The following is a 21,184-nucleotide window of genomic DNA, read 5'->3' on the forward strand; positions in this document are numbered from 1 at the left end:
CGAAACAGGCTTTGATATCGTCTTGCGAGTGCCCACACAGATTGTCTGATAAATTGTTAAAGAGCAGTGAGTTAGCAACCTTTCGGTGGGTAACTCGAGGTGCGCATATTACGCTTTCCTCACTCAGAGTCAACTACTTATTTCGTTGAATTTCTCTGTTCTCTTTGCCGGCCACTCAGTGACTTGATTCGCTGTGTGCCGTCTCGATGGATGCGCATTATAGGGAGTCGAATTTTTTGCACAACTCTTTTTTCGCCTTTTTCTACTGTTTGAATACTTTTCGCTCCTTACGGGCAGATCTTGCACGATCTCCGCGATTTTCGGCCCGAACCAGCAGGCTGTCTGGTTGTAATTCCACCAGCAAAGGATAGTATTGCCGGTAAATTATGATCTTATTACGAGGCTTTTGTTATGTCTGACCCTATTCGTCCTTACCTAAATTACACTCCGATCCTTGGCCAGAAGGTAATGATCGATAGATCGAGCGTAGTGATCGGCAATGTTTTGCTCGGTGATGACGTCAGCGTGTGGCCGTTAGTTGCTATTCGTGGCGATGTAAACCAGGTCAAAATTGGTGCTCGCACCAATATTCAGGATGGAAGCGTCTTGCATGTCACCCATCAGTCCGAATATAACCCTGCAGGTAACCCTCTTATCATCGGCGAAGACGTGACCATCGGACATAAAGCGATGCTTCACGGCTGCACGATTGGTAATCGCGTATTAGTCGGGATGGGTTCGATTCTGCTGGATGGCGCGGTAATAGAAGATGATGTGATGATTGGCGCTGGTAGTTTAGTTGCGCCTAGTAAAAAATTAGCCAGCGGTTATCTTTATATGGGAAGCCCAGCTAAGCAGATTCGTCCGTTAACCCCCGCAGAGCTGGAAGGATTGATTTACTCGGCAAATAACTATGTGCGCTGGAAGGATGATTACCTCGCTGAAGAAAACTAATGCCACCTTTTCTTCTTGTCTTCTATCTATATAGAGGGAAACAATAGACTCTCTCTATATAGACATATATCTGATACCTAAATAAAACGCTGCCCGATACCAATCAGTGGCTAAGTTCTTCGCTCAAAAGCGCTAATACCGGCGTAATCTCCGGCATCACTCCATGCCAGAGATAAAACGCATGTGCTGCCTGCCCTACCAACATTCCTAAACCATCCGCATACTGCGTTGCTCCCAACGCGGAGGCCCATGCAAGGAAGGGGGTATCTCCCTGTTGATAGAACATATCGTAACAACGAGTGTTTGGGGCAATAAGGGAACCAGGGAGTGCGGGAACGTCGCCATGAATACCTGAAGCTGTGGCATTAATAACAAGATTGAAACGCTGGCCTTCAAGATCTGCCATTTCTCGTGCTTCTATTTCGCCAAGGTGCCTAAACACTTCGGATAACTGCTGCGCCCGACTAAAAGTTCGGTTAGTCATAACGATCTTACAACCAAAAGAAAGCAGAGGCAGGATCACGCCCCTCGCAGCGCCACCGGCACCGACCAGCAGGATACGATCCTGTGGTCTAATCAGATCCAAACGTTCCAGATCGCTGAGCAAACCGATACCATCGGTGTTGTCTCCGAGTAAACGACCATCTTCCAATACTTTTAACGTATTCACCGCACCAGCAAATTCGGCACGCTCAGTTAACTCCGCCGATGCCGCATAAGCCCGCTCTTTAAATGGCGTGGTGATATTTGCACCTTTCGCCCCCTGAGCAAAAAAGCTCGCCAGCGTTGTTTCGAAATCATCGTGAGGAGCCAGCACCGTTCCGTAATGATGCTCGATCCCCGTTTGGGCGGCAAAAAGGGCATGTATACGTGGCGACTTACTATGGGCTATCGGATTGCCAAAAACTGCAAACGGTTGTTCCAATTTCTTTCCTTAACCTTGACGGTAACGTTCACCGGTGAGGGCATCACGAATTTCAGATGGATTTAAACGCCCCCCCACCAGCCCAGACAATACTGCCAGTTCGGTTCCAAGTTGTTTTCGGACCTCTTCTTCCGTACGGCAAGGCTCTAGCCCACTAAGGTTCGCGCTGGTTGAAACCAGAGGCTTTCCATAATAGGTACATAACTGTTGTACTAAAGGATGGTCGCTAACCCGAACGGCCAGAGAGTCAAAGTGCCCCGTCAGCCAACGCGGCGTGGTTTCCCTAGCTGGAATAACCCATGTCACCGGACCGGGCCAGCTAGCAAAGAGTGTTGCTCGTTGCGTTTCATCTAACTGCGAGTCATCAATATAAGGCAAGAGTTGCTCATAATTGGCTGCAATCAGAATCAGCCCTTTCTGCCAAGGACGCTGTTTTAACGCCAGCAAAGCATTTACCGCTTTTTCACTATCGGGATCACAACCCAGGCCGAATACAGCCTCAGTTGGATAGGCAATAACGTCTTCTTGCTGCAAAGCTTGCAGCACACCTTCAAAAAGGGAGATATCTTCTTTACACATGGGTTCTTACTCGATTGCCACTGGTTTTCCACATAACTTGCTGGCACAAAAACGCTTCACGCCTTGCGCAGTGCGTTTTTCCATCAGAAGCGGGTAGTGGCAATGAGCACATTCTCCGGCTATAGGTTGCTGATTAAGCGCAAATTGGCAGTCAGGATAGCGATTACAAGCGTGAAAAACCTTCCCAAAACGAGATTTTCGCTGCAACAGTTTTCCCTTACCGCATTGTGGGCAAGTAATAGATGTTTCATCAGGTTTATCGATAACTTCGGTATGGTCGCATTCAGGATATTTACTACAGCCAATAAACATACCGTAGCGCCCTTGTCGTAACACCAATACCGCCTGACACTTCGGACATTCCTGCCCTTCCAACACTTTAACTATGTGTCCGTCCGCCTGCGCCTTTAACGGCCGCATATATTGGCATTCGGGGTAATGGGAACAACCAAGGAACGGGCCATGACCACCGCTGCGGATCACTAATGCTGACCCACACTCAGGGCAGGACCCATTATCCTTCGCAGTTGCAGTTTTTGTCATAACGCTTTCTCTAATCGATTAATCTGCGCCAATATTACCACTTAGTGCAGATAACCCTCATTGACTTCAAAGAGCAAGTCTTCCATCTGCTGATAGGCATTTTCATATTCAGGCACGTTGAACAGCACCATCAGCACCACCCATTTAAGATCTTCCAGATCAAACTCGGCTGAATCGAGCGCCATGATACGATCAATAACCATTTCACGGGTATCGAGTTTTAGCACATTAATTTGTTCTAGGAATAGGATAAAACCACGGCATTGGACGTCCAATTTCATGATTTCTTCAGGAGTATAGATCCGAAGCGCCAATGGGTCGGCACTGTACTGATAAGGCGCTATTTCACCTTCCTGTAAATCAGCCAACGCCTCCAGCCAATTCAATGCGTTATAGATGTCTTCGCGATAGAAACCCGCGTCCGCAAGATCGTCAGTAATTTTGTCCTGATCGGCGAGCATTTCGGTGTCGTTATGCATGTATGTTTCAAATAGGTACATCAAAACGTCGAACATGGCCTGCCCTCCTTATTCGGACATAGCCGCCGGGTACAGCTGCGATCCACCCTGCTAACTCCAGCTCGAGTAATTTCACTACGATTTCTGGCACAGTATGGCCGGCACGTTCGGCGACGACATCAATGGGTGTCACCTCATATTCTACGTTAGCCAACACATCGGGAAATGGCAATTCAAGTTGCGGTTCTGGCGCAGAAATAATTTCTTCCATAGGCAAAGGTAGCCAATGTAACGAACTTCCCAGTTGCTCAATTACCTCTCGCGGATGGCAAACCAAGTTCGCTCCTTGCTGAATCAGCCAGTGTGTCCCTTCACTCCCAGAGCTATCGAGTGAACCAGGTAAAGAGAAAACTTCCCGACCTTGTTCCAAAGCATACCGAGCCGTAATCAAAGAGCCACTTTTACGCGTTGCTTCAACGACGATCACCCCCGCGCTTAACCCACTTATAATTCGGTTTCTCCGAGGAAAATGAGCTGCAATCGGTAATGCCGTAGATAAAAATTCAGAAACCAGCGCTCCCCCATTTACCTCAATTTCTTGTGCCAATCGCCCGTGCCGCCTGGGATAAATATTGGCAAGGCCACTCCCTAAAACCGCAATAGTTTTACCGCCACAGCTCAATGCTGCCTGATGGCAAATACCATCAATTCCTAACGCCAACCCGCTAGTGATCGCTAGGCCACTTTGAGCAAGTTCCGCAGCAAAATAACGCCCCCAACGCTCCCCGTAATGGCTGTAACTCCGACTGCCAACCATCGCTATCTGCGATGCAATCAATACCTCTTTATCTCCAGAAACAAACAACAGCAAAGGTGGCGATGAGATCGACATTAACTGTGCTGGATAGCCAGGCTGCCCATAAACCAGTAAGTGGTGGTCATACTGCTCCAGCCAGGATAACGTCTTCTCAATATAACTAGGGTTTACGCCCCAGAATTGTTGAATTTGTTTATCATAAAGCCCCGATTTCCGCAGGACTTCAGCGCTGATATCACGGAGTTTTAGCAACCCTATCCCTAGTAAGTGACTTTTGCTCGTATCAAGCCCGCGAACTCCGTTGATCCTTAACCATAGCTCCGTTGCTAACATTCCCCCTCCCTGGCGGATTTGTCTGTCAACACCAATTTGTTCAATTGGTAGCCGATGCTGTCAATCGGAGCCAAAAATGTCTAGAATAGAGACTGAATATCATTCACCAATCGGACGCAGATCTAGATATTTATGTCAGTATTACAGGTGTTACATTACCCAGACGACCGGCTGCGCAAAGTTGCTGCGCCGGTAAAAGAAGTCAATGCAGAAATCCAACGCATCGTGGACGATATGTTCGATACCATGTACGCAGAGGAAGGCATTGGGCTTGCCGCTACGCAAGTAGATGTCCATCAGCAGATTATCGTTATCGATGTTTCTGAAAACCGCGATCAGCGCCTGGTCTTAATCAATCCTGAGTTGCTGGAAAAAAGCGGTGAAACCGGTATTGAAGAAGGCTGCCTTTCTATTCCTGAGCAACGCGCCTTGGTTCCTCGTGCAGAAAAAGTCAAAGTCAGAGCCTTAGACCGTGATGGAAAACCTTTTGAACTGGAAGCAGACGACCTGTTAGCAATCTGTATCCAGCACGAAATGGATCATTTGGTTGGCAAACTGTTCGTGGACTATCTGTCGCCTCTGAAGCGTCAGCGTATCCGCCAAAAGCTGGAAAAACTGGCTAAGCTCAACGCGCGCGCCAACTAATCCTTTTTATGCAGGAAACCAAACGTGTCTGATTCATTGCGGATTATTTTTGCCGGAACTCCTGATTTTGCAGCGCGTCATCTTGACGCGCTGCTTTCTTCTAAGCACCTGATTGTCGGGGTTTTCACTCAACCCGATCGCCCTGCTGGTCGAGGTAACAAACTCACCCCAAGCCCAGTAAAGGTTTTAGCTGAGCAACACAATATTCCTGTTTTTCAGCCAAAATCTCTGCGGCCAGAAGAAAATCAGCATCTGGTAGCCGATCTTAACGCCGATATCATGGTCGTGGTGGCTTATGGCCTCATCCTGCCAAAAGCGGTGTTGGATATGCCACGTTTAGGCTGTATCAACGTACACGGTTCTCTGCTGCCCCGCTGGCGTGGGGCTGCGCCAATCCAGCGTTCACTCTGGGCTGGGGACAAAGAAACCGGTGTCACGATTATGCAAATGGACGTCGGCTTAGATACCGGCGATATGCTGTATAAAATTGCCTGTGATATACAGCCGGAAGATACCAGCGCGAGCCTATACGACAAACTCGCTAAACTTGGGCCACAGGGTATGCTGGCCACGCTACAGCTGTTAGCGGAAGGTAAAGCCAAACCGGAAGTACAGGATGAAAGTCTGGTCACTTATGCGGAAAAACTGAGTAAAGAGGAAGCCAGGCTGAACTGGTCACTTTCTGCTGCTCAGCTAGAACGCTGCATTCGCGCCTTTAATCCCTGGCCGGTTAGCTACTTTGTCATCGACGAACAGCCGGTGAAAGTTTGGCAAGCTCATATTCTACCCGCAGCATCTCATACTTTACCCGGCACCATAGTACAGGCTGATAAACAAGGTATTCAGGTAGCAACGGCTGACGGCGTACTGAATATGACTCAGTTGCAGCCAGCAGGGAAGAAACCGATGTCGGCGGCAGATTTGCTCAATTCACGACGCGAATGGTTTACCATCGGTAATCAGTTGGCATAACCGACAAGTTTTAACAACGACTTCATCGCCCGATACTTCACTATCGGGCTATTCTTTCCCTTTATTTTGCTGACATTTGTCAGCTTTTTTGGCTATGAAAAACACATATAACCTCCGCAGCATCGCTGCCAAAGCAATTAGCCAGGTACTGGATCAAGGGCAATCCCTCAGCACTGTCCTTCCTGGCCTACAAAAAAATATCTCCGATAAAGACCGCGCGCTGTTGCAGGAGTTGTGTTTTGGTACTTTACGCGTGCTGCCGCAGCTGGAATGGTGTATTCAGCAACTAATGGCACGCCCGATGACAGGTAAACAGCGGGTCTTCCATTACCTGATCATGGTGGGTATTTACCAATTGCTACATACCCGGATTCCACCTCATGCGGCATTGGCTGAAACGGTAGAAGGCGCCGTAGCCCTAAAGCGACCACAGCTTAAGGGTTTGATTAATGGCGTATTACGCCAATTCCAACGCCAACAGGTAGAATTGTTGGAACGCGCGGCCAATAATGATAGCCGCTATTTGCATCCAAGCTGGTTACTGGCTCGAATTAAAAAAGCCTACCCGGAACAATGGCAGCAAATCATCGATGCCAACAATCAAAAACCGCCGATGTGGCTGCGCGTTAGCCGCTTGCACCATAGCCGAGCTGATTATCTGGAATTGATGAAACAAGCGGATATTGAAGCGGAACCTCACGCTGAATACGCCGATGCCGTTCGTTTGATCACGCCATGTGCGGTAAACGATCTGCCTGGTTTTGCGCAAGGTTGGGTGACGGTGCAAGACGCCTCGGCTCAAGGTTGCGTTGATCTGCTCGATCCGCAGAACGGCGAACAGATCCTCGATTTATGCGCTGCGCCCGGCGGTAAAACCACCCATATTCTGGAAGCCGCTCCCAAAGCGCACGTATTGGCAGTAGATATTGATGAACAACGTCTTAGCCGCGTAAAAGAAAACCTGCAGCGCCTGCAACTGAATGCGGTGGTTAAAGTCGGTGATGGTCGTACACCTGATGACTGGTGCGAAGATAAGCTATTTGATCGTATCCTTTTGGATGCGCCTTGCTCTGCCACTGGCGTCATTCGTCGTCATCCAGATATCAAATGGCTGCGCCGTGACAGCGACATTGCCGATCTTGCCCAATTGCAGTCAGAAATTCTTGAGGCTATTTGGCCGAAGCTGAAGAAAAATGGCGTGATGGTTTACGCAACCTGCTCAATCTTGCCGGAAGAAAACCAACAGCAGATTGCCGCATTCTTGCAGCGCCATCCGGAAGCACGTTTAGTCGATACAGGCTCAGAGGCTCATCCCGGCAAACAAAACCTTCCTCACCCGGAAGACGGTGATGGCTTCTTTTACGCTAAGCTAATTAAAGGCTAATCAAACCTCAGAGTAGCGGTTATTGTTAGGCCTTCGAGCCTACTTTCAGGGTAAACAGAGAACGCGATGAAAATAATTATTCTCGGTGCGGGACAGGTTGGCGGGACGCTGGCAGAAAATTTGGTCGGTGAAAACAACGATATTACCGTTGTGGATACCGATACCAATCGGCTTCGTCAATTACAAGACAAGTTCGATCTGCGCGTAGTTCAAGGTCACGGTTCGCACCCACGAGTGCTGAGAGAAGCCGGCGCAGAAGATGCAGATATGTTGGTTGCAGTCACTAACTCTGATGAAACCAACATGATCGCCTGTCAGATCGCCTACTCATTATTTAATACGCCTAACCGTATCGCTCGTATTCGCTCTCCTGAATATATCCGTGAATCTGAGAAGCTTTTCCTACCGGAAGCCGTCCCAATTGATCATCTTATATCGCCGGAACAGCTAGTAATCGAATATATCTATAAGCTGATTGAATATCCTGGCGCACTTCAGGTAGTTAACTTTGCCGAAGGTAAAGTCAGTATTGCCGCAGTAAAAGCTTATTACGGCGGCCCTCTGGTGGGTAATGCCTTATCTTCACTACGCGAACATATGCCGCATATTGATACACGAGTCGCAGCTATATTTCGTCAAGACCGACCTATTCGTCCACAGGGTTCAACTATTATCGAAGCTGGGGATGAAGTCTTTTTTGTCGCCGCCTCCCAGCACATTCGCGCAGTAATGAGTGAATTACAGCGACTGGAAAAACCCTATAAGCGAATTATGATTGTTGGCGGTGGTAACGTCGGCGCCGGATTGGCACTGCGATTAGAAAAAGACTACAGCGTAAAATTAATTGAACGTGACCCGCAGCGAGCCGCTGAATTAGCGGAGATGTTACACGACACTATCGTATTTTATGGTGATGCCTCAGATCAGGAATTATTAGCCGAAGAACACATTGAGCAAGTCGATGTATTTATTGCCATCACCAATGATGACGAAGCTAATATTATGTCTGCCATGCTAGCCAAACGCATGGGGGCAAAAAAAGCCATGGTACTCATTCAACGCAGTGCTTATGTAGATTTAGTGCAAGGCAGTGTGATTGACATTGCCATTTCACCACAGCAAGCCACGATTTCCGCACTGCTCGGCCATGTGCGTAAAGCAGATATTGTTAGCGTATCTTCGCTGCGACGTGGCGTAGCTGAAGCTATTGAAGCCGTCGCTCATGGTGATGAAAGTACATCTAAAGTAGTAGGACGAGTGGTTGAAGATATTAAATTACCGCCGGGTACAACGATTGGCGCTATTGTGCGTGGAGATGAAGTTCTTATTGCTAATAGCAGCTCGGTTATTCAACAAGGTGACCACGTTGTGATGTTTATTACCGATAAAAAATTCGTTCCTGACGTTGAACGCTTGTTCCAGCCAAGTCCATTCTTCTTATAAGGCTATAATCTTAATTTCAGGGACGAGTGAATTAATTAAAACTATTCCCATGGGAAAGGATGAAAAATTTCCTATAATTCTTGAGGTACAGGGACTTCTGTTAGTTAAGATTGTTTCGTTTAATTTTGAAGGGGTGTTGCTATGAGCTTTATGAAAGAATTTCGTGAATTCGCCATGCGTGGAAATGTGGTTGATTTGGCGGTCGGTGTTATTATCGGTGCCGCTTTTGGGAAGATTGTTTCCTCGCTGGTAGCAGATATTATCATGCCACCTCTAGGACTGTTATTAGGCGGCGTGGACTTCAAACAATTCCATTTCGTACTACGTGAAGCCCAAGGTGCGATTCCTGCAGTTGTCATGAATTATGGTTCATTTATTCAAAGCATTTTTGATTTCGTTATTGTTGCACTAGCAATCTTCTCTGCAATTAAGCTGATGAATAAAATGCGTCGCGAAAAAGCAGAAGAACCAGCGGCCCCTCCGGCCCCAACTACGGAAGAAAAGTTATTAGCCGAGATTCGTGATTTATTAAAAGAACAACAAGCTAAATAATCACAACTCCAGTACGCCAAAAGCCATCGTTAGATGGCTTTTTTATTCCTTAAAACCAGAAGGCCAGTGGTAAAAAATCTGCTGATTGTTTGCCACTGGCCTCCCAGTTACCGCCTTTCGCGTGTTTTGTTTTACGCTGATAACTGCCTTTCCCTTTACTATTTTTCTCTATTCTCTGCCTGAACAGTGGGTCATGTAGCAAAGCTTCCAGAGCATTATCTTTAATTTTGCCTTTTGTATGACGATAAGCAGTCATGGTAGATCCTCATTGTGATAAACATTGTTTGAAAACGTTCGAATGATACTGCTGTTCGCTCAGTAATGAAATAACCTGACAAACAAATTTAGCTTCGCGTGGTTTCGTCCGTAGCGCCTTGCTCCAGCGCTTCTAAGATCGAACAATACGTGCTGGTATGGTGGCTACCGCAACAGGCATCGCTTAAACGTTTGAGAGATTCTCGCATTTTTTGCAATTCTTTAATTTTCCCCTCAACTTCACTGAGTCTGGAATCGACGATCGATTTGGATTCCTGACAGGTATGATGCTCAGGATCGACTCGGATCGATAATAGTTCCGCGATCGTTTCCAGCGTAAAACCTAACTGTTTGGCATATCGGATAAAGCGTAAACGTTGCAAATCCTGCTCGTCATATAAGCGATAGCCGCCTTCAGTACGAGTACCGTGTTCCATCATTCCCTGTTTTTCATAATATCGCACCGTATCAGGTGTGACATCGGCTAGCTTGGCCAACTGCCCTATTTTTAACATTCTGATTCTCCAGACAGCTTTTCGGATAATGACAGCTGATAATCACCGCGCAAAAAATCGGTATTCAAGCCCACTTGTTTTAACTTCAATTCGAGTAAAGCCAGTCGCGTCGCTAATTTCCGATACTCGGCCTCATTGCGATCTCATTTCGCGAGTAGATGAACAATAGTCAGTGCTTCTTGCCGATCTTGTAACTCGACGGGAATATAACCAGCATTTTTCAGAATTCGAAAACTGGCCCTAAGCTCAGTAGGAATATGAGTATCAGGAGCACACCAAAGCCGGGCAAATTTTCAAGTTCACCTTTTTTCTGCGTATCCAGTATGCACCTTTCAGACCATTCATCAATTAATGACATACACGTAGTACCCCCCCGCTTTAGCCGATATACATAGCATAACGTATTAGGATGCAGATAATAAGCGAGAGAAATAATCAGGAAGAACAGCGAAGAGGGCCTGACTTTAGACTGGGCTTTCAATAGACGTAAAAAAACCGGGCAAGCCCGGTTTTTTTACGCGTTCACAGATTACTCTGCAGCTACTACTTCTGCTTCAGACGCAGCACGATCAACCAGCTCGATGTAAGCCATCGGAGCGTTGTCGCCTGCACGGAAGCCACACTTCAGAATGCGAGTGTAACCACCGGCGCGGCTCGCGAAACGCGGGCCTAGCTCGTTAAACAGTTTTGCCACGATCTCGTTATCACGAGTACGGCGGAATGCCAGACGACGATTAGCAACGCTGTCGGTCTTGGCAAGAGTAATCAGCGGTTCAACAACGCGACGCAGCTCTTTCGCTTTCGGCAGGGTCGTCTTGATGATCTCATGACGAACCAAAGAGCCGGCCATGTTACGGAACATAGCCTGGCGATGGCTGCTGTTACGGTTCAGTTGACGACCACTCTTACGATGGCGCATGACCTTATCCTTCTCAGTAAAACCTTAACCTGTGATCCGGTTACTCGTCAGCAATACTTGCTGGCGGCCAGTTTTCCAGGCGCATGCCCAGAGACAGACCACGTGACGCAAGCACGTCTTTAATCTCAGTAAGAGATTTTTTACCCAGGTTCGGCGTTTTCAGCAACTCAACCTCGGTACGCTGTACCAGATCACCGATGTAGTGTATAGCTTCTGCCTTGAGGCAGTTAGCAGAGCGGACAGTCAATTCCAGATCGTCAACAGGGCGCAGCAAGATCGGATCGAACTCTGGCTTCTCTTCTTTAACTTCCGGCTGACGTACATCACGTAGGTCAACGAAAGCTTCAAGTTGTTCAGCCAAGATAGTGGCCGCACGGCGGATCGCCTCTTCAGGATCGATCGTACCATTGGTTTCCATCTCGATGACCAGCTTGTCCAAGTCGGTACGCTGTTCTACACGCGCTGCTTCAACATTGTAGGCAATACGCTCTACAGGGCTATAGCATGCGTCTACTAACAGACGACCAATTGGGCGCTCATCTTCTTCCGAATGAATTCGGGCAGAAGCCGGCACATAACCACGACCGCGCTGAACTTTGATACGCATGCTAATAGATGCGTTTTCATCGGTCAGGTGGCAGATCACGTGTTGCGGCTTGACGATTTCGACATCACCATCATGGGTGATATCGGCTGCAGTCACAGGGCCAATGCCAGACTTATTCAGGGTAAGAATAACTTCATCTTTTCCTTGAACTCTCACCGCCAGCCCTTTCAGGTTGAGCAGGATCTCCAGGATATCTTCCTGTACGCCTTCTTTGGTGCTGTACTCATGCAGTACACCATCAATCTCAACCTCGGTCACCGCGCAACCCGGCATAGATGAAAGCAGAATACGGCGCAGTGCGTTGCCGAGAGTATGGCCAAAGCCACGCTCTAACGGCTCAAGGGTCACCTTGGCGTGCGTCGAACTGACTTGCTCGATATCTACCAGGCGCGGTTTTAGAAACTCTGTCACAGAACCCTGCATTGTGTCCTCTCTTTGGTACTAAGCTTTACTTGGAGTAAAGCTCGACGATCAGGTGTTCGTTAATGTCCGCAGACAGATCAGTACGTTCAGGAATACGTTTGAACACACCTTCCATCTTAACAGCATCAACTTCCAGCCAAGTCGGCTTTTCACGCTGCTCAGCCAGCTCCAAAGCTGCCTTCACACGAGACTGCTTTTTAGCTTTCTCACGGATGCTGACTACGTCATTCGGAGATACCTGATAAGAAGCGATGTTAACAACGCGACCATTTACCATGATAGCTTTATGACTAACCAGCTGACGTGATTCAGCACGAGTTGCGCCAAAGCCCATACGGTAAACTACGTTGTCCAGACGGCCTTCCAGCAATTGCAACAGGTTTGCACCTGTGTTGCCTTTCAGACGTGCTGCTTCTTTATAGTAGTTACGGAATTGACGCTCCAGAACACCATAGATACGGCGAACTTTTTGTTTTTCACGTAACTGCACACCGTAATCAGACAGACGCGGTTTACGCGCACCATGCTGACCAGGTGGTTGTTCAATCTTACACTTGGTGTCAATCGCGCGAACGCCAGACTTAAGGAACAGGTCTGTGCCCTCACGACGGCTCAGCTTGAGCTTAGGACCCAAATATCTTGCCATTTTCTCTCTCCAACAAACCTAAAAGCAACGTTATACGCGGCGCTTTTTCGGCGGACGACAACCGTTATGAGGAATCGGAGTCACATCAGTAATATTAGTGATGCGGAAACCAGCCGCGTTTAACGCGCGAATAGTTGACTCACGACCAGGACCAGGTCCTTTAACCATAACTTCCAGGTTCTTAATACCGTATTCTTTCACTGCTTCTGCGCAGCGCTCTGCTGCAACTTGCGCTGCAAACGGAGTAGATTTACGAGAACCACGGAAACCGGAACCACCGGCTGTTGCCCAACCCAAAGCGTTACCCTGACGATCAGTAATGGTAACGATGGTGTTGTTGAAAGAAGCATGGATATGAGCCACACCGTCAGAGACTGTCTTTCTTACACGCTTGCGTGCACGAATAGGTGCCTTTGCCATTATTCAATCACCCCGATTATTTCTTGATCGGTTTACGCGGACCCTTACGGGTACGTGCGTTGGTCTTAGTACGCTGACCGCGAACTGGTAGACCACGACGATGACGCAAACCACGATAAGTCCCAAGGTCCATCAGACGCTTGATGCTCAGGGTCACCTCACGACGCAGATCACCTTCTACAACGTACTTGGCAACTTCGTCACGCAGCTTCTCGATTTGCTCTTCAGACAGCTCACTGATCTTAACATTTTCAGCAATACCCGCAGCGACACAGATAGCCTGTGAACGGGTCTTACCGATACCGTAGATCGCGGTTAAAGCGATAACAGTATGTTTCTGATCAGGAATGTTAATGCCTGCTATACGGGCCACTATGCACTCCTACTATTTTATACGGCAATACCATTCTGAAAAGCCCGTTTTCAGGATACTCAAATAGCATTGCTGTCACATACAAAAGATTGGCTGGCTAATCTAGCCAGCTCAACCCAACTTTGCAAGAAAAATATGCAAGATAAATCAGCCTTGACGCTGTTTATGCTTTGGTTCGGCACTGCAGATTACGCGAACGACACCGTTACGCTTAACAATTTTGCAGTTACGACATAATTTCTTGACGGAAGCACGAACTTTCATTTTTACTCTCCGTAACTTCTCAAACATATCTGATTAGCGATTATAGCCTTTCAGATTTGCTTTCTTCAATGCAGACTCGTACTGACTCGACATCATTAGAGTTTGCACTTGAGCCATAAAGTCCATGATGACCACAACTACGATTAGTAGTGAGGTACCACCAAAGTAAAATGGTACTTTCATCGCGTCACGCATGAACTCCGGGATCAGGCAGATGAAAGTAATATACATCGCACCAATTAAGGTCAGACGCGTCATTACTTTATCGATGTACTTCGCCGTTTGCTCTCCCGGACGAATTCCTGGCACGAATGCACCGGACTTCTTCAGGTTATCTGCTGTTTCACGCGGGTTAAACACCAACGCCGTGTAGAAGAAACAGAAGAAGATGATTGCAGACGCATAGAGTAACACATAAAGCGGCTGTCCCGGCTGCAAATACATCGAAATAGTCGTCAGCCAGTTCCAACCTGTCCCGCCCCCAAACCATGATGCAATCGTGGCAGGGAACAGAATTATGCTGGAAGCGAAGATTGCGGGAATAACCCCAGCCATATTCACTTTCAACGGTAAGTGTGTGCTCTGTGCTGCATAAACACGACGACCTTGTTGACGTTTCGCATAGTTAACGACGATACGACGTTGACCACGTTCGATGAAAACAACGAAGAAGGTTACTGCAAACACTAATACTGCAACCAACAGCAACAGGAGGAAGTGCAGGTCGCCTTGCCGAGCTTGCTCGATGGTATGACCAACTGCCGGCGGGAGACCCGCGACAATACCAGCAAAGATTATGATTGAGATACCGTTACCGATACCGCGTTCAGTAATCTGTTCACCCAGCCACATCAGGAACATAGTCCCGGTAACTAGGCTCACAACAGCGGTAAAATAGAAGGCAAAGCCTGGATTTAATACCAAACCTTGCATCCCAGGCATATTCGGTAGACCGGTAGCAATACCGATCGACTGGAATATAGCCAATACCAACGTGCCATAACGGGTGTACTGACTAATCTTACGACGGCCAGCCTCCCCTTCTTTCTTTATTTCAGCTAACGCTGGATGAACCACCGTCAGCAGCTGGATAATAATTGACGCCGAAATATACGGCATAATACCCAGGGCAAAGATCGAAGCACGACTGAGAGCACCACCAGAGAACATGTTGAACATTTCAATGATGGTGCCTCTCTGCTGCTCGAGCAATTTGGCAAGCACAGTGGCATCGATACCAGGAATCGGAATAAAAGAGCCGATACGGAAAACAATAAGCGCACCGATAACAAACAAAAGTCTGCGCTTCAGTTCGCCTAATCCGCCTTTAGCACTTTGAAAATCTAATCCTGGTTGCTTAGCCATCTGCTACTTATTCCTCAATTTTACCGCCAGCAGCTTCGATAGCAGCACGAGCGCCTTTGGTGACACGCAGACCACGCAGAGTTACCGGACGAGTGACTTCGCCTGAAAGCATAACTTTCGCGAATTCAATCTGGGTACCAACAACGTTAGCGGCTTTCAGCGTGTTCAGGTCGATTACGTCGCCTTCCACTAAAGCCAGTTCAGACAGACGAACTTCTGCCGTGATCATTGCTTTGCGAGAGGTGAAGCCGAATTTCGGCAGACGACGATATAACGGCATCTGACCACCTTCAAACCCACGACGTACGCCACCGCCAGAACGTGAGTTCTGACCTTTGTGACCACGACCGGCGGTTTTACCCAGGCCAGAACCGATACCACGACCTACACGCTTAGGCGCATGCTTGGCACCATCAGCCGGAGACAGAGTATTTAAACGCATCTGTTACTCCTCAACTTTAACCATGTAGGAAACCAAGTTGACCATACCACGCACAGCAGGAGTATCCTCACGCTCTACAGTATGACCAATACGACGCAGACCTAAACCGAGTAGAGTTGCCTTATGCTTTGGCAAACGACCGATGCTGCTTTTTGTTTGAGTTACTTTAATAGTCTTTGCCATGGTTATTTCCCTAGAATTTCTTCGACGGACTTACCACGCTTGGCAGCGACCATTTCTGGGGATTTCATATCTTCCAGAGCTGAAATAGTTGCACGAACCACGTTAATCGGGTTAGTGGAACCATAGGCTTTGGCCAATACGTTATGAACCCCTGCAACTTCCAGAACGGCGCGCATTGCACCACCGGCGATGATACCGGTACCTTCGGAAGCTGGTTGCATGAATACGCGAGAACCCGTGTGAGCACCTTTAACAGGGTGCTGCAGAGTGCCGCCATCCAGAGCAACGTTAATCATAGCGCGACGGGCTTTTTCCATCGCTTTTTGGATCGCTGCTGGAACTTCGCGTGCTTTGCCGTAGCCAAAACCAACGCGACCGTTACCATCACCAACTACTGTCAGTGCGGTAAAGCTGAAAATACGGCCACCTTTTACGGTTTTAGATACGCGGTTTACCGCGATCAGCTTTTCCTGCAGTTCGCCAGCTTGTTTTTCGATGTGTGACATCTTACACCTCTACCTTAGAACTGAAGGCCAGCTTCACGGGCAGCATCTGCCAGTGCCTGGACTCGACCATGATATTGGAAACCGGAACGGTCAAAGGATACTTTAGTAATCCCTTTTTCCAATGCGCGCTCAGCAATAGATTTGCCTACAGCTGCTGCGGCATCTTTGTTGCCGGAGTACTTCAATTGCTCATTGATAGCTTTTTCTAAAGTAGAAGCTGCTACCAAAATTTCAGAACCGTTTGGTGCAATAACCTGCGCGTAAATATGGCGTGGGGTACGATGTACCACCAGGCGAGTCGCACCCAGTTCTTTGAGCTTGCGGCGTGCGCGGGTCGCACGACGGATACGAGCTGCTTTCTTATCCATAGTGTTACCTTACTTCTTCTTAGCCTCTTTGGTACGCACGACTTCGTCGGCGTAACGGACACCCTTGCCTTTATAAGGCTCAGGACGACGGTAGGCACGCAAATCTGCCGCAACCTGACCAATCACCTGCTTATCAGCGCCTTTCAGCACGATTTCAGTTTGGGTCGGGCACTCAGCAGTGATGCCAGCCGGCAATTCATGGTCAACTGGATGAGAGAAGCCTAAGGCCAAATTCACCACATTGCCTTTAACTGCGGCACGGTAACCTACGCCTACCAGTTGAAGCTTTTTAGTGAAGCCGTCGGTAACACCAATAACCATTGAGTTCAGCAGTGCACGAGTGGTACCCGCTTGGGCCCAACCGTCTACAGCGCCTTCGCATGGAGCGAAAGTCAGTGTATTTTCTTCTTGCTTAACAACAACGGAGCTATGGATGGTACGAGTCAGCTCGCCGTTTTTACCCTTTATCGAAATAACCTGACCGTTGAGTTTTACCTCTACGCCGGCAGGAATGACGACGGGTGCTTTTGCAACACGAGACATTCTTTCCTCCCGAATTAAGCTACGTAGCAGATAATCTCGCCACCAAGACCAGCTTGGCGAGCTGCACGATCGGTCATAACACCTTTAGAGGTAGAAATAACAGCGATACCCAAACCGGCCATAACTTTTGGCAGCTCATCTTTTTTCTTATAGATGCGCAGACCTGGACGGCTGATACGTTGAATGCTTTCTACCACTGCCTTGCCCTGGAAGTACTTAAGTACTAAAACCAGTTCAGGCTTGGTGTCGCCTTCGATTTTAAAATCTTCAATAAAACCTTCTTCTTTCAGAACTTTGGCAATTGCCAGTTTCAGTTTGGAAGAAGGCATGGTGACCGCTACTTTGTTCGCGGCTTGACCGTTACGGATACGGGTCAGCATATCCGCGATCGGATCTTGCATGCTCATCTGTATTTACTCCCGTGATTCAATTGGTGAAATTACCAGCTAGCCTTTTTAAGGCCCGGGATTTCACCGCGCATTGCGGTTTCACGGACTTTAATACGGCTCAACCCGAACTTCCGCAGGAAACCATGCGGACGACCAGTTTGGTTGCAGCGGTTACGCTGACGGGACGGGCTGGAATCACGCGGCAGAGACTGCAGCTTCAGAACAGCATCCCAACGTTCTTCATCGGATGAGTTCACACCAGAGATAATAGCTTTTAATTCCTCGCGTTTAGCGCGGTATTTGTTAGCTAGTTTCACGCGAACTACTTCGCGTGCTTTCATTGATTGCTTAGCCATCAGTAACCCTACCTTACTTGCGGAATGGGAAGTTAAAAGCAGCCAACAATGCACGGCCTTCATCATCGGATTTCGCAGTAGTGGTAATGGTAATATCCAAACCACGCACGCGATCGACTTTATCGTAGTCGACTTCCGGGAAGATGATCTGCTCGCGCACGCCCATGCTGTAGTTACCACGGCCATCGAATGACTTAGCGGACAAGCCACGGAAGTCACGGATACGTGGAACAGCAATGGAGATCAGTCGCTCTAAGAATTCCCACATGCGTTCGCCACGCAGGGTTACTTTACAGCCGATCGGATAGCCCTGACGGATTTTGAAGCCTGCAACAGATTTGCGGGCTTTGGTGATCAACGGTTTTTGACCGGAGATTGCTGTCAAGTCAGCTGCTGCGTTATCCAGCAGTTTCTTGTCAGCGATCGCTTCACCAACACCCATGTTCAGGGTGATCTTCTCGACCCGAGGGACTTGCATGACAGAGTTGTAGCCAAACTGAGACATCAGTTGTTTGACCACCTCGTCTTTGTAGTAATCATGCAGTTTCGCCATCGTATTACTCCAAATTACTTGATAGTTTCGCTATTAGACTTGAAGAAGCGTACTTTTTTGCCGTCTTCGAATCTAAAGCCTACACGGTCAGCCTTACCGGTTGTCGCGTTGAACAGCGCAATGTTAGAAACCTGAATAGCAGCTTCTTTTTCAACAATGCCGCCTGGTTGGTTCAGGGCCGGAACCGGCTTCTGATGTTTTTTAACCAGGTTGATACCTTCAACAATGACCTTACCAGCAGACAGGACATTCTTTACTTTACCGCGCTTACCTTTGTCTTTCCCGGTTAGCACGATAACTTCGTCATCACGACGGATTTTCGCTGCCATGGTTCGCTCCTTAGAGTACTTCTGGTGCCAGAGAGATAATTTTCATGAACTTCTCATTACGCAGTTCACGAGTTACCGGCCCAAAAATACGCGTGCCGATTGGCTGCTCGCTGTTATTATTTAAAATAACGCAAGAATTGCCATCGAAGCGAATGACAGAACCGTCCGGGCGACGTACACCCTTCTTGGTGCGCACCACTACCGCCTTCAGCACATCGCCTTTCTTCACCTTGCCACGAGGAATTGCTTCCTTAATGGTGATCTTGATGATGTCGCCGATGCCTGCGTAGCGACGGTGCGAGCCACCTAGAACCTTGATACACATTACGCGACGTGCACCGGAGTTGTCGGCCACGTTCAGCATAGTCTGTTCTTGGATCATGTTAGTGCTCCGCTAATGTCAACTACTACTTTAGGACCCAGAATAGGTCGTTTAAAAGCCCCACTAATGAGGGCGCGGCATTATAACACCGGTTCCAAATTATGGGTAGAAAAAATAAACGGCTCACTTTCTGAGCCGTTTATTCTATGCGAGTTGGCTACTCTATTACAGAATCGCTTTCTCTACAACGCGAACAAGGGTCCAAGACTTAGTCTTTGACAATGGACGGCATTCGCGGATTTCTACCACGTCACCGATTCCACATTCATTGTTCTCGTCATGTACATGCAATTTCGTCGTACGACGGATGAATTTCCCGTAAATAGGGTGTTTCACCACACGTTCGATAGCAACAACCATGGATTTCTCCATTTTGTCACTAACTACGCGACCTTGCAGAGTACGAGTTTGGTCAGTCATTACGCACCCGCCTTTTCAGTCAGTAAAGTCTTAACACGTGCGATATTACGACGCACTTGTTTCGACAGGTGAGTTTGTTGCAGCTGGCCACTAGCCGCCTGCATGCGCAAATTAAATTGCTCACGCAGCAGGTTGAGCAGCTCAGTGTTCAGCTCTTCAACGCTTTTTTCACGCAGCTCTTGTGCTTTCATTACATCACCGTCTTAGTTACAAAGGTGGTTCCGACAGGCAGTTTTGCTGCCGCGAGCTTGAATGCTTCGCGAGCAGTTTCTTCCGGCACACCAGCCATTTCAAACAACATTTTTCCTGGCTGGATCAGGGCAACCCAATACTCTACGTTACCCTTACCTTTACCCATACGCACTTCGAGCGGCTTCTCAGTGATCGGTTTGTCCGGGAATACACGGATCCAGACCTTACCTTGACGCTTAATTGCACGTGTCATCGCACGACGGGCTGCTTCGATTTGACGAGCCGTCAGGCGGCAACGGCCACAAGCTTTCAGGCCGAACTCACCGAAGCTAACATCCGTACCCTGCGCCAGGCCACGGTTACGGCCTTTGTGCATCTTACGGAATTTTGTACGCTTTGGTTGTAACATCAGCGATTCTCCTTACTTGCGGCCTTTACGCTGCTGCTTTTTAGGTTGAGCAGCCGGTTCCGGTTGTTCAACAGCAGCCATACCACCCAAGATCTCACCTTTGAAGATCCATACCTTAACGCCGATTACACCATAAGTGGTGTGCGCTTCAGATGTGTTGTAATCGATATCCGCACGCAGAGTATGCAACGGAACACGACCTTCACGGTACCATTCGGTACGCGCGATTTCAGCACCGCCAAGGCGGCCGCTTACTTCAACTTTGATACCTTTAGCGCCAAGACGCATTGCGTTCTGTACAGCACGCTTCATAGCACGACGGAACATAACGCGACGTTCCAGCTGTGAAGTGATGCTGTCAGCAACCAATTTTGCGTCCAGTTCCGGTTTACGGACTTCGGCGATGTTAATCTGCGCAGGAACGCCAGCGATATCCGCTACGACCTTACGCAGTTTTTCGACATCTTCACCTTTCTTGCCGATAACGATGCCAGGGCGAGCAGTGTGAATAGTCACACGGATACTCTTCGCTGGACGTTCGATAACGATGCGAGAAACGGAAGCTTTCACCAGTTCCTTAGTCAGGAATTGGCGAACTTTAAAGTCGCTGTCCAGGTTGTCAGCGAATTCTTTGGTATTCGCATACCAAGTAGAGTTCCAAGGTTTGACAATACCCAGGCGAATACCGTTAGGATGTACTTTCTGACCCATTGCTAGTCT

34 protein-coding genes and 1 pseudogene are annotated in these 21,184 nt (G+C 48.2%); 6 read left to right on the forward strand and 29 right to left on the reverse strand.

The genetic code is table 11. The annotated features are described in order from the left end of the window. The first annotated feature begins 411 nt into the window (after positions 1–411). Positions 412–954: a gamma carbonic anhydrase family protein gene (locus AD970_RS04725; RefSeq protein ID WP_049597193.1), complete on the forward strand. Its 543-nt coding sequence runs from the start codon at positions 412–414 to the stop codon at positions 952–954. Between the two features lie 103 nt (positions 955–1,057). Here the strand turns inward: AD970_RS04725 and aroE are convergent, their stop codons facing one another. Genes aroE through dprA form a run of 5 tightly spaced genes read right to left on the reverse strand, consistent with a single transcriptional unit; the run spans position 1,058 to position 4,609 of the window. Further along, entirely contained in the window at positions 1,058–1,879 is an 822-nt protein-coding gene (aroE, locus tag AD970_RS04730) for a shikimate dehydrogenase (RefSeq protein ID WP_049597194.1), read from the reverse strand. A 9-nt stretch (positions 1,880–1,888) separates the two neighbouring features. Continuing rightward, positions 1,889–2,458: an L-threonylcarbamoyladenylate synthase type 1 TsaC gene (gene tsaC, locus AD970_RS04735; RefSeq protein WP_049597195.1), complete on the reverse strand. Its 570-nt coding sequence runs from the start codon at positions 2,456–2,458 to the stop codon at positions 1,889–1,891. Positions 2,459–2,464: 6 nt separating this feature from the next. Then, positions 2,465–3,001: a DNA topoisomerase family protein gene (locus tag AD970_RS04740; protein ID WP_049597196.1), complete on the reverse strand. Its 537-nt coding sequence runs from the start codon at positions 2,999–3,001 to the stop codon at positions 2,465–2,467. Between the two features lie 41 nt (positions 3,002–3,042). After that, positions 3,043–3,516 (reverse strand): DUF494 family protein, encoded by a 474-nt coding sequence (locus AD970_RS04745; protein WP_049597197.1) that lies wholly within the window; start codon positions 3,514–3,516, stop codon positions 3,043–3,045. Beyond that, positions 3,488–4,609: a DNA-protecting protein DprA gene (gene dprA / locus AD970_RS04750; RefSeq protein WP_049597198.1), complete on the reverse strand. Its 1,122-nt coding sequence runs from the start codon at positions 4,607–4,609 to the stop codon at positions 3,488–3,490. The genes AD970_RS04745 and dprA overlap by 29 nt, the downstream gene beginning before the upstream one ends. 132 nt (positions 4,610–4,741) lie before the next feature. On the opposite strand from dprA, the gene def reads away from it, so the two are divergent. From def to mscL, 5 genes are all read left to right on the forward strand, one after another. Next, positions 4,742–5,254, forward strand: a complete 513-nt coding sequence (gene def, locus AD970_RS04755; RefSeq protein ID WP_049597199.1) for a peptide deformylase — start codon at positions 4,742–4,744, stop codon at positions 5,252–5,254. A 24-nt stretch (positions 5,255–5,278) separates the two neighbouring features. After that, on the forward strand, positions 5,279–6,226 hold the full coding sequence (fmt, locus tag AD970_RS04760) for a methionyl-tRNA formyltransferase (protein ID WP_049597200.1): 948 nt from the start codon (positions 5,279–5,281) through the stop codon (positions 6,224–6,226). Between the two features lie 94 nt (positions 6,227–6,320). After that, positions 6,321–7,610, forward strand: coding sequence for a 16S rRNA (cytosine(967)-C(5))-methyltransferase RsmB (gene rsmB, locus AD970_RS04765; protein ID WP_049597201.1), 1,290 nt, complete (start codon positions 6,321–6,323; stop codon positions 7,608–7,610). 66 nt (positions 7,611–7,676) lie between these two features. Further along, a complete protein-coding gene (trkA, locus tag AD970_RS04770) occupies positions 7,677–9,053 on the forward strand; it encodes a Trk system potassium transporter TrkA (RefSeq protein WP_049597202.1) in 1,377 nt (458 codons plus the stop codon). A 141-nt stretch (positions 9,054–9,194) separates the two neighbouring features. Continuing rightward, complete coding sequence (gene mscL, locus AD970_RS04775; RefSeq protein WP_049597203.1) at positions 9,195–9,605, forward strand: large-conductance mechanosensitive channel protein MscL; 411 nt, start codon at positions 9,195–9,197, stop codon at positions 9,603–9,605. 49 nt (positions 9,606–9,654) lie between these two features. On the opposite strand, the gene AD970_RS04780 is transcribed toward mscL, so the two are convergent. The 24 genes and pseudogenes from AD970_RS04780 to rpsC all read right to left on the reverse strand — a co-directional run bounded on the left by AD970_RS04780 (position 9,655) and on the right by rpsC (position 21,175). Continuing rightward, positions 9,655–9,861 carry an alternative ribosome-rescue factor A gene (locus AD970_RS04780; RefSeq protein WP_049597204.1) on the reverse strand — a complete coding sequence of 69 codons (207 nt, stop codon included), beginning with the start codon at positions 9,859–9,861 and terminating at the stop codon, positions 9,655–9,657. An 88-nt stretch (positions 9,862–9,949) separates the two neighbouring features. Next, positions 9,950–10,375 carry a Zn(2+)-responsive transcriptional regulator gene (gene zntR / locus AD970_RS04785; RefSeq protein ID WP_049597205.1) on the reverse strand — a complete coding sequence of 142 codons (426 nt, stop codon included), beginning with the start codon at positions 10,373–10,375 and terminating at the stop codon, positions 9,950–9,952. Continuing rightward, positions 10,369–10,733, reverse strand: a pseudogene (locus AD970_RS18685) (DnaJ family domain-containing protein). The gene zntR and the pseudogene AD970_RS18685 overlap by 7 nt, the downstream one beginning before the upstream one ends. Positions 10,734–10,904: 171 nt before the next feature. Next, positions 10,905–11,294, reverse strand: a complete 390-nt coding sequence (rplQ, locus tag AD970_RS04790) for a 50S ribosomal protein L17 (RefSeq protein WP_049597206.1) — start codon at positions 11,292–11,294, stop codon at positions 10,905–10,907. 40 nt (positions 11,295–11,334) lie between these two features. After that, positions 11,335–12,324 carry a DNA-directed RNA polymerase subunit alpha gene (locus tag AD970_RS04795; protein ID WP_002438685.1) on the reverse strand — a complete coding sequence of 330 codons (990 nt, stop codon included), beginning with the start codon at positions 12,322–12,324 and terminating at the stop codon, positions 11,335–11,337. 25 nt (positions 12,325–12,349) lie between these two features. Then, positions 12,350–12,970: a 30S ribosomal protein S4 gene (gene rpsD, locus AD970_RS04800; protein ID WP_002218949.1), complete on the reverse strand. Its 621-nt coding sequence runs from the start codon at positions 12,968–12,970 to the stop codon at positions 12,350–12,352. 30 nt (positions 12,971–13,000) lie between these two features. Next, positions 13,001–13,390 carry a 30S ribosomal protein S11 gene (gene rpsK, locus AD970_RS04805; RefSeq protein WP_002218948.1) on the reverse strand — a complete coding sequence of 130 codons (390 nt, stop codon included), beginning with the start codon at positions 13,388–13,390 and terminating at the stop codon, positions 13,001–13,003. A 16-nt stretch (positions 13,391–13,406) separates the two neighbouring features. Continuing rightward, on the reverse strand, positions 13,407–13,763 hold the full coding sequence (rpsM, locus tag AD970_RS04810; protein ID WP_004702348.1) for a 30S ribosomal protein S13: 357 nt from the start codon (positions 13,761–13,763) through the stop codon (positions 13,407–13,409). Between the two features lie 147 nt (positions 13,764–13,910). Beyond that, entirely contained in the window at positions 13,911–14,027 is a 117-nt protein-coding gene (gene rpmJ, locus AD970_RS04815; RefSeq protein ID WP_002227352.1) for a 50S ribosomal protein L36, read from the reverse strand. Between the two features lie 33 nt (positions 14,028–14,060). Continuing rightward, complete coding sequence (gene secY / locus AD970_RS04820) at positions 14,061–15,392, reverse strand: preprotein translocase subunit SecY (protein WP_004718611.1); 1,332 nt, start codon at positions 15,390–15,392, stop codon at positions 14,061–14,063. 7 nt (positions 15,393–15,399) lie between these two features. Next, complete coding sequence (gene rplO / locus AD970_RS04825) at positions 15,400–15,834, reverse strand: 50S ribosomal protein L15 (protein ID WP_004718608.1); 435 nt, start codon at positions 15,832–15,834, stop codon at positions 15,400–15,402. Between the two features lie 3 nt (positions 15,835–15,837). Continuing rightward, positions 15,838–16,017: a 50S ribosomal protein L30 gene (gene rpmD / locus AD970_RS04830; protein ID WP_012147215.1), complete on the reverse strand. Its 180-nt coding sequence runs from the start codon at positions 16,015–16,017 to the stop codon at positions 15,838–15,840. A gap of 2 nt (positions 16,018–16,019) precedes the next feature. Beyond that, positions 16,020–16,523, reverse strand: coding sequence for a 30S ribosomal protein S5 (gene rpsE / locus AD970_RS04835; RefSeq protein WP_049597207.1), 504 nt, complete (start codon positions 16,521–16,523; stop codon positions 16,020–16,022). A 14-nt stretch (positions 16,524–16,537) separates the two neighbouring features. Continuing rightward, positions 16,538–16,891, reverse strand: coding sequence for a 50S ribosomal protein L18 (rplR, locus tag AD970_RS04840; RefSeq protein ID WP_049597208.1), 354 nt, complete (start codon positions 16,889–16,891; stop codon positions 16,538–16,540). Between the two features lie 9 nt (positions 16,892–16,900). Then, positions 16,901–17,434 (reverse strand): 50S ribosomal protein L6, encoded by a 534-nt coding sequence (gene rplF, locus AD970_RS04845; protein WP_049597209.1) that lies wholly within the window; start codon positions 17,432–17,434, stop codon positions 16,901–16,903. A 14-nt stretch (positions 17,435–17,448) separates the two neighbouring features. Next, on the reverse strand, positions 17,449–17,841 hold the full coding sequence (rpsH, locus tag AD970_RS04850) for a 30S ribosomal protein S8 (protein WP_049597210.1): 393 nt from the start codon (positions 17,839–17,841) through the stop codon (positions 17,449–17,451). 32 nt (positions 17,842–17,873) lie between these two features. Continuing rightward, complete coding sequence (gene rpsN / locus AD970_RS04855) at positions 17,874–18,179, reverse strand: 30S ribosomal protein S14 (RefSeq protein ID WP_049597211.1); 306 nt, start codon at positions 18,177–18,179, stop codon at positions 17,874–17,876. Between the two features lie 13 nt (positions 18,180–18,192). Next, the gene (rplE, locus tag AD970_RS04860; protein ID WP_004718595.1) at positions 18,193–18,732 is read right to left on the reverse strand and encodes a 50S ribosomal protein L5; all 540 of its coding nucleotides are present in this window, start codon (positions 18,730–18,732) and stop codon (positions 18,193–18,195) included. Between the two features lie 14 nt (positions 18,733–18,746). After that, the gene (gene rplX, locus AD970_RS04865; RefSeq protein WP_004709242.1) at positions 18,747–19,061 is read right to left on the reverse strand and encodes a 50S ribosomal protein L24; all 315 of its coding nucleotides are present in this window, start codon (positions 19,059–19,061) and stop codon (positions 18,747–18,749) included. A gap of 10 nt (positions 19,062–19,071) precedes the next feature. Next, complete coding sequence (rplN, locus tag AD970_RS04870; RefSeq protein ID WP_049597212.1) at positions 19,072–19,443, reverse strand: 50S ribosomal protein L14; 372 nt, start codon at positions 19,441–19,443, stop codon at positions 19,072–19,074. A 165-nt stretch (positions 19,444–19,608) separates the two neighbouring features. Then, positions 19,609–19,863: a 30S ribosomal protein S17 gene (gene rpsQ, locus AD970_RS04875; RefSeq protein ID WP_004718590.1), complete on the reverse strand. Its 255-nt coding sequence runs from the start codon at positions 19,861–19,863 to the stop codon at positions 19,609–19,611. Beyond that, on the reverse strand, positions 19,863–20,054 hold the full coding sequence (gene rpmC / locus AD970_RS04880) for a 50S ribosomal protein L29 (protein WP_005159843.1): 192 nt from the start codon (positions 20,052–20,054) through the stop codon (positions 19,863–19,865). Before rpmC ends, rpsQ begins: the two co-directional genes overlap by 1 nt. Further along, a complete protein-coding gene (gene rplP / locus AD970_RS04885) occupies positions 20,054–20,464 on the reverse strand; it encodes a 50S ribosomal protein L16 (protein ID WP_038242806.1) in 411 nt (136 codons plus the stop codon). Before rplP ends, rpmC begins: the two co-directional genes overlap by 1 nt. 12 nt (positions 20,465–20,476) lie before the next feature. Next, positions 20,477–21,175, reverse strand: coding sequence for a 30S ribosomal protein S3 (gene rpsC / locus AD970_RS04890; protein WP_004718588.1), 699 nt, complete (start codon positions 21,173–21,175; stop codon positions 20,477–20,479). Positions 21,176–21,184: the final 9 nt, after the last annotated feature.

Source organism: Yersinia nurmii (assembly GCF_001112925.1).
GTDB classification, from domain to species: Bacteria; Pseudomonadota; Gammaproteobacteria; order Enterobacterales; family Enterobacteriaceae; genus Yersinia; species Yersinia nurmii.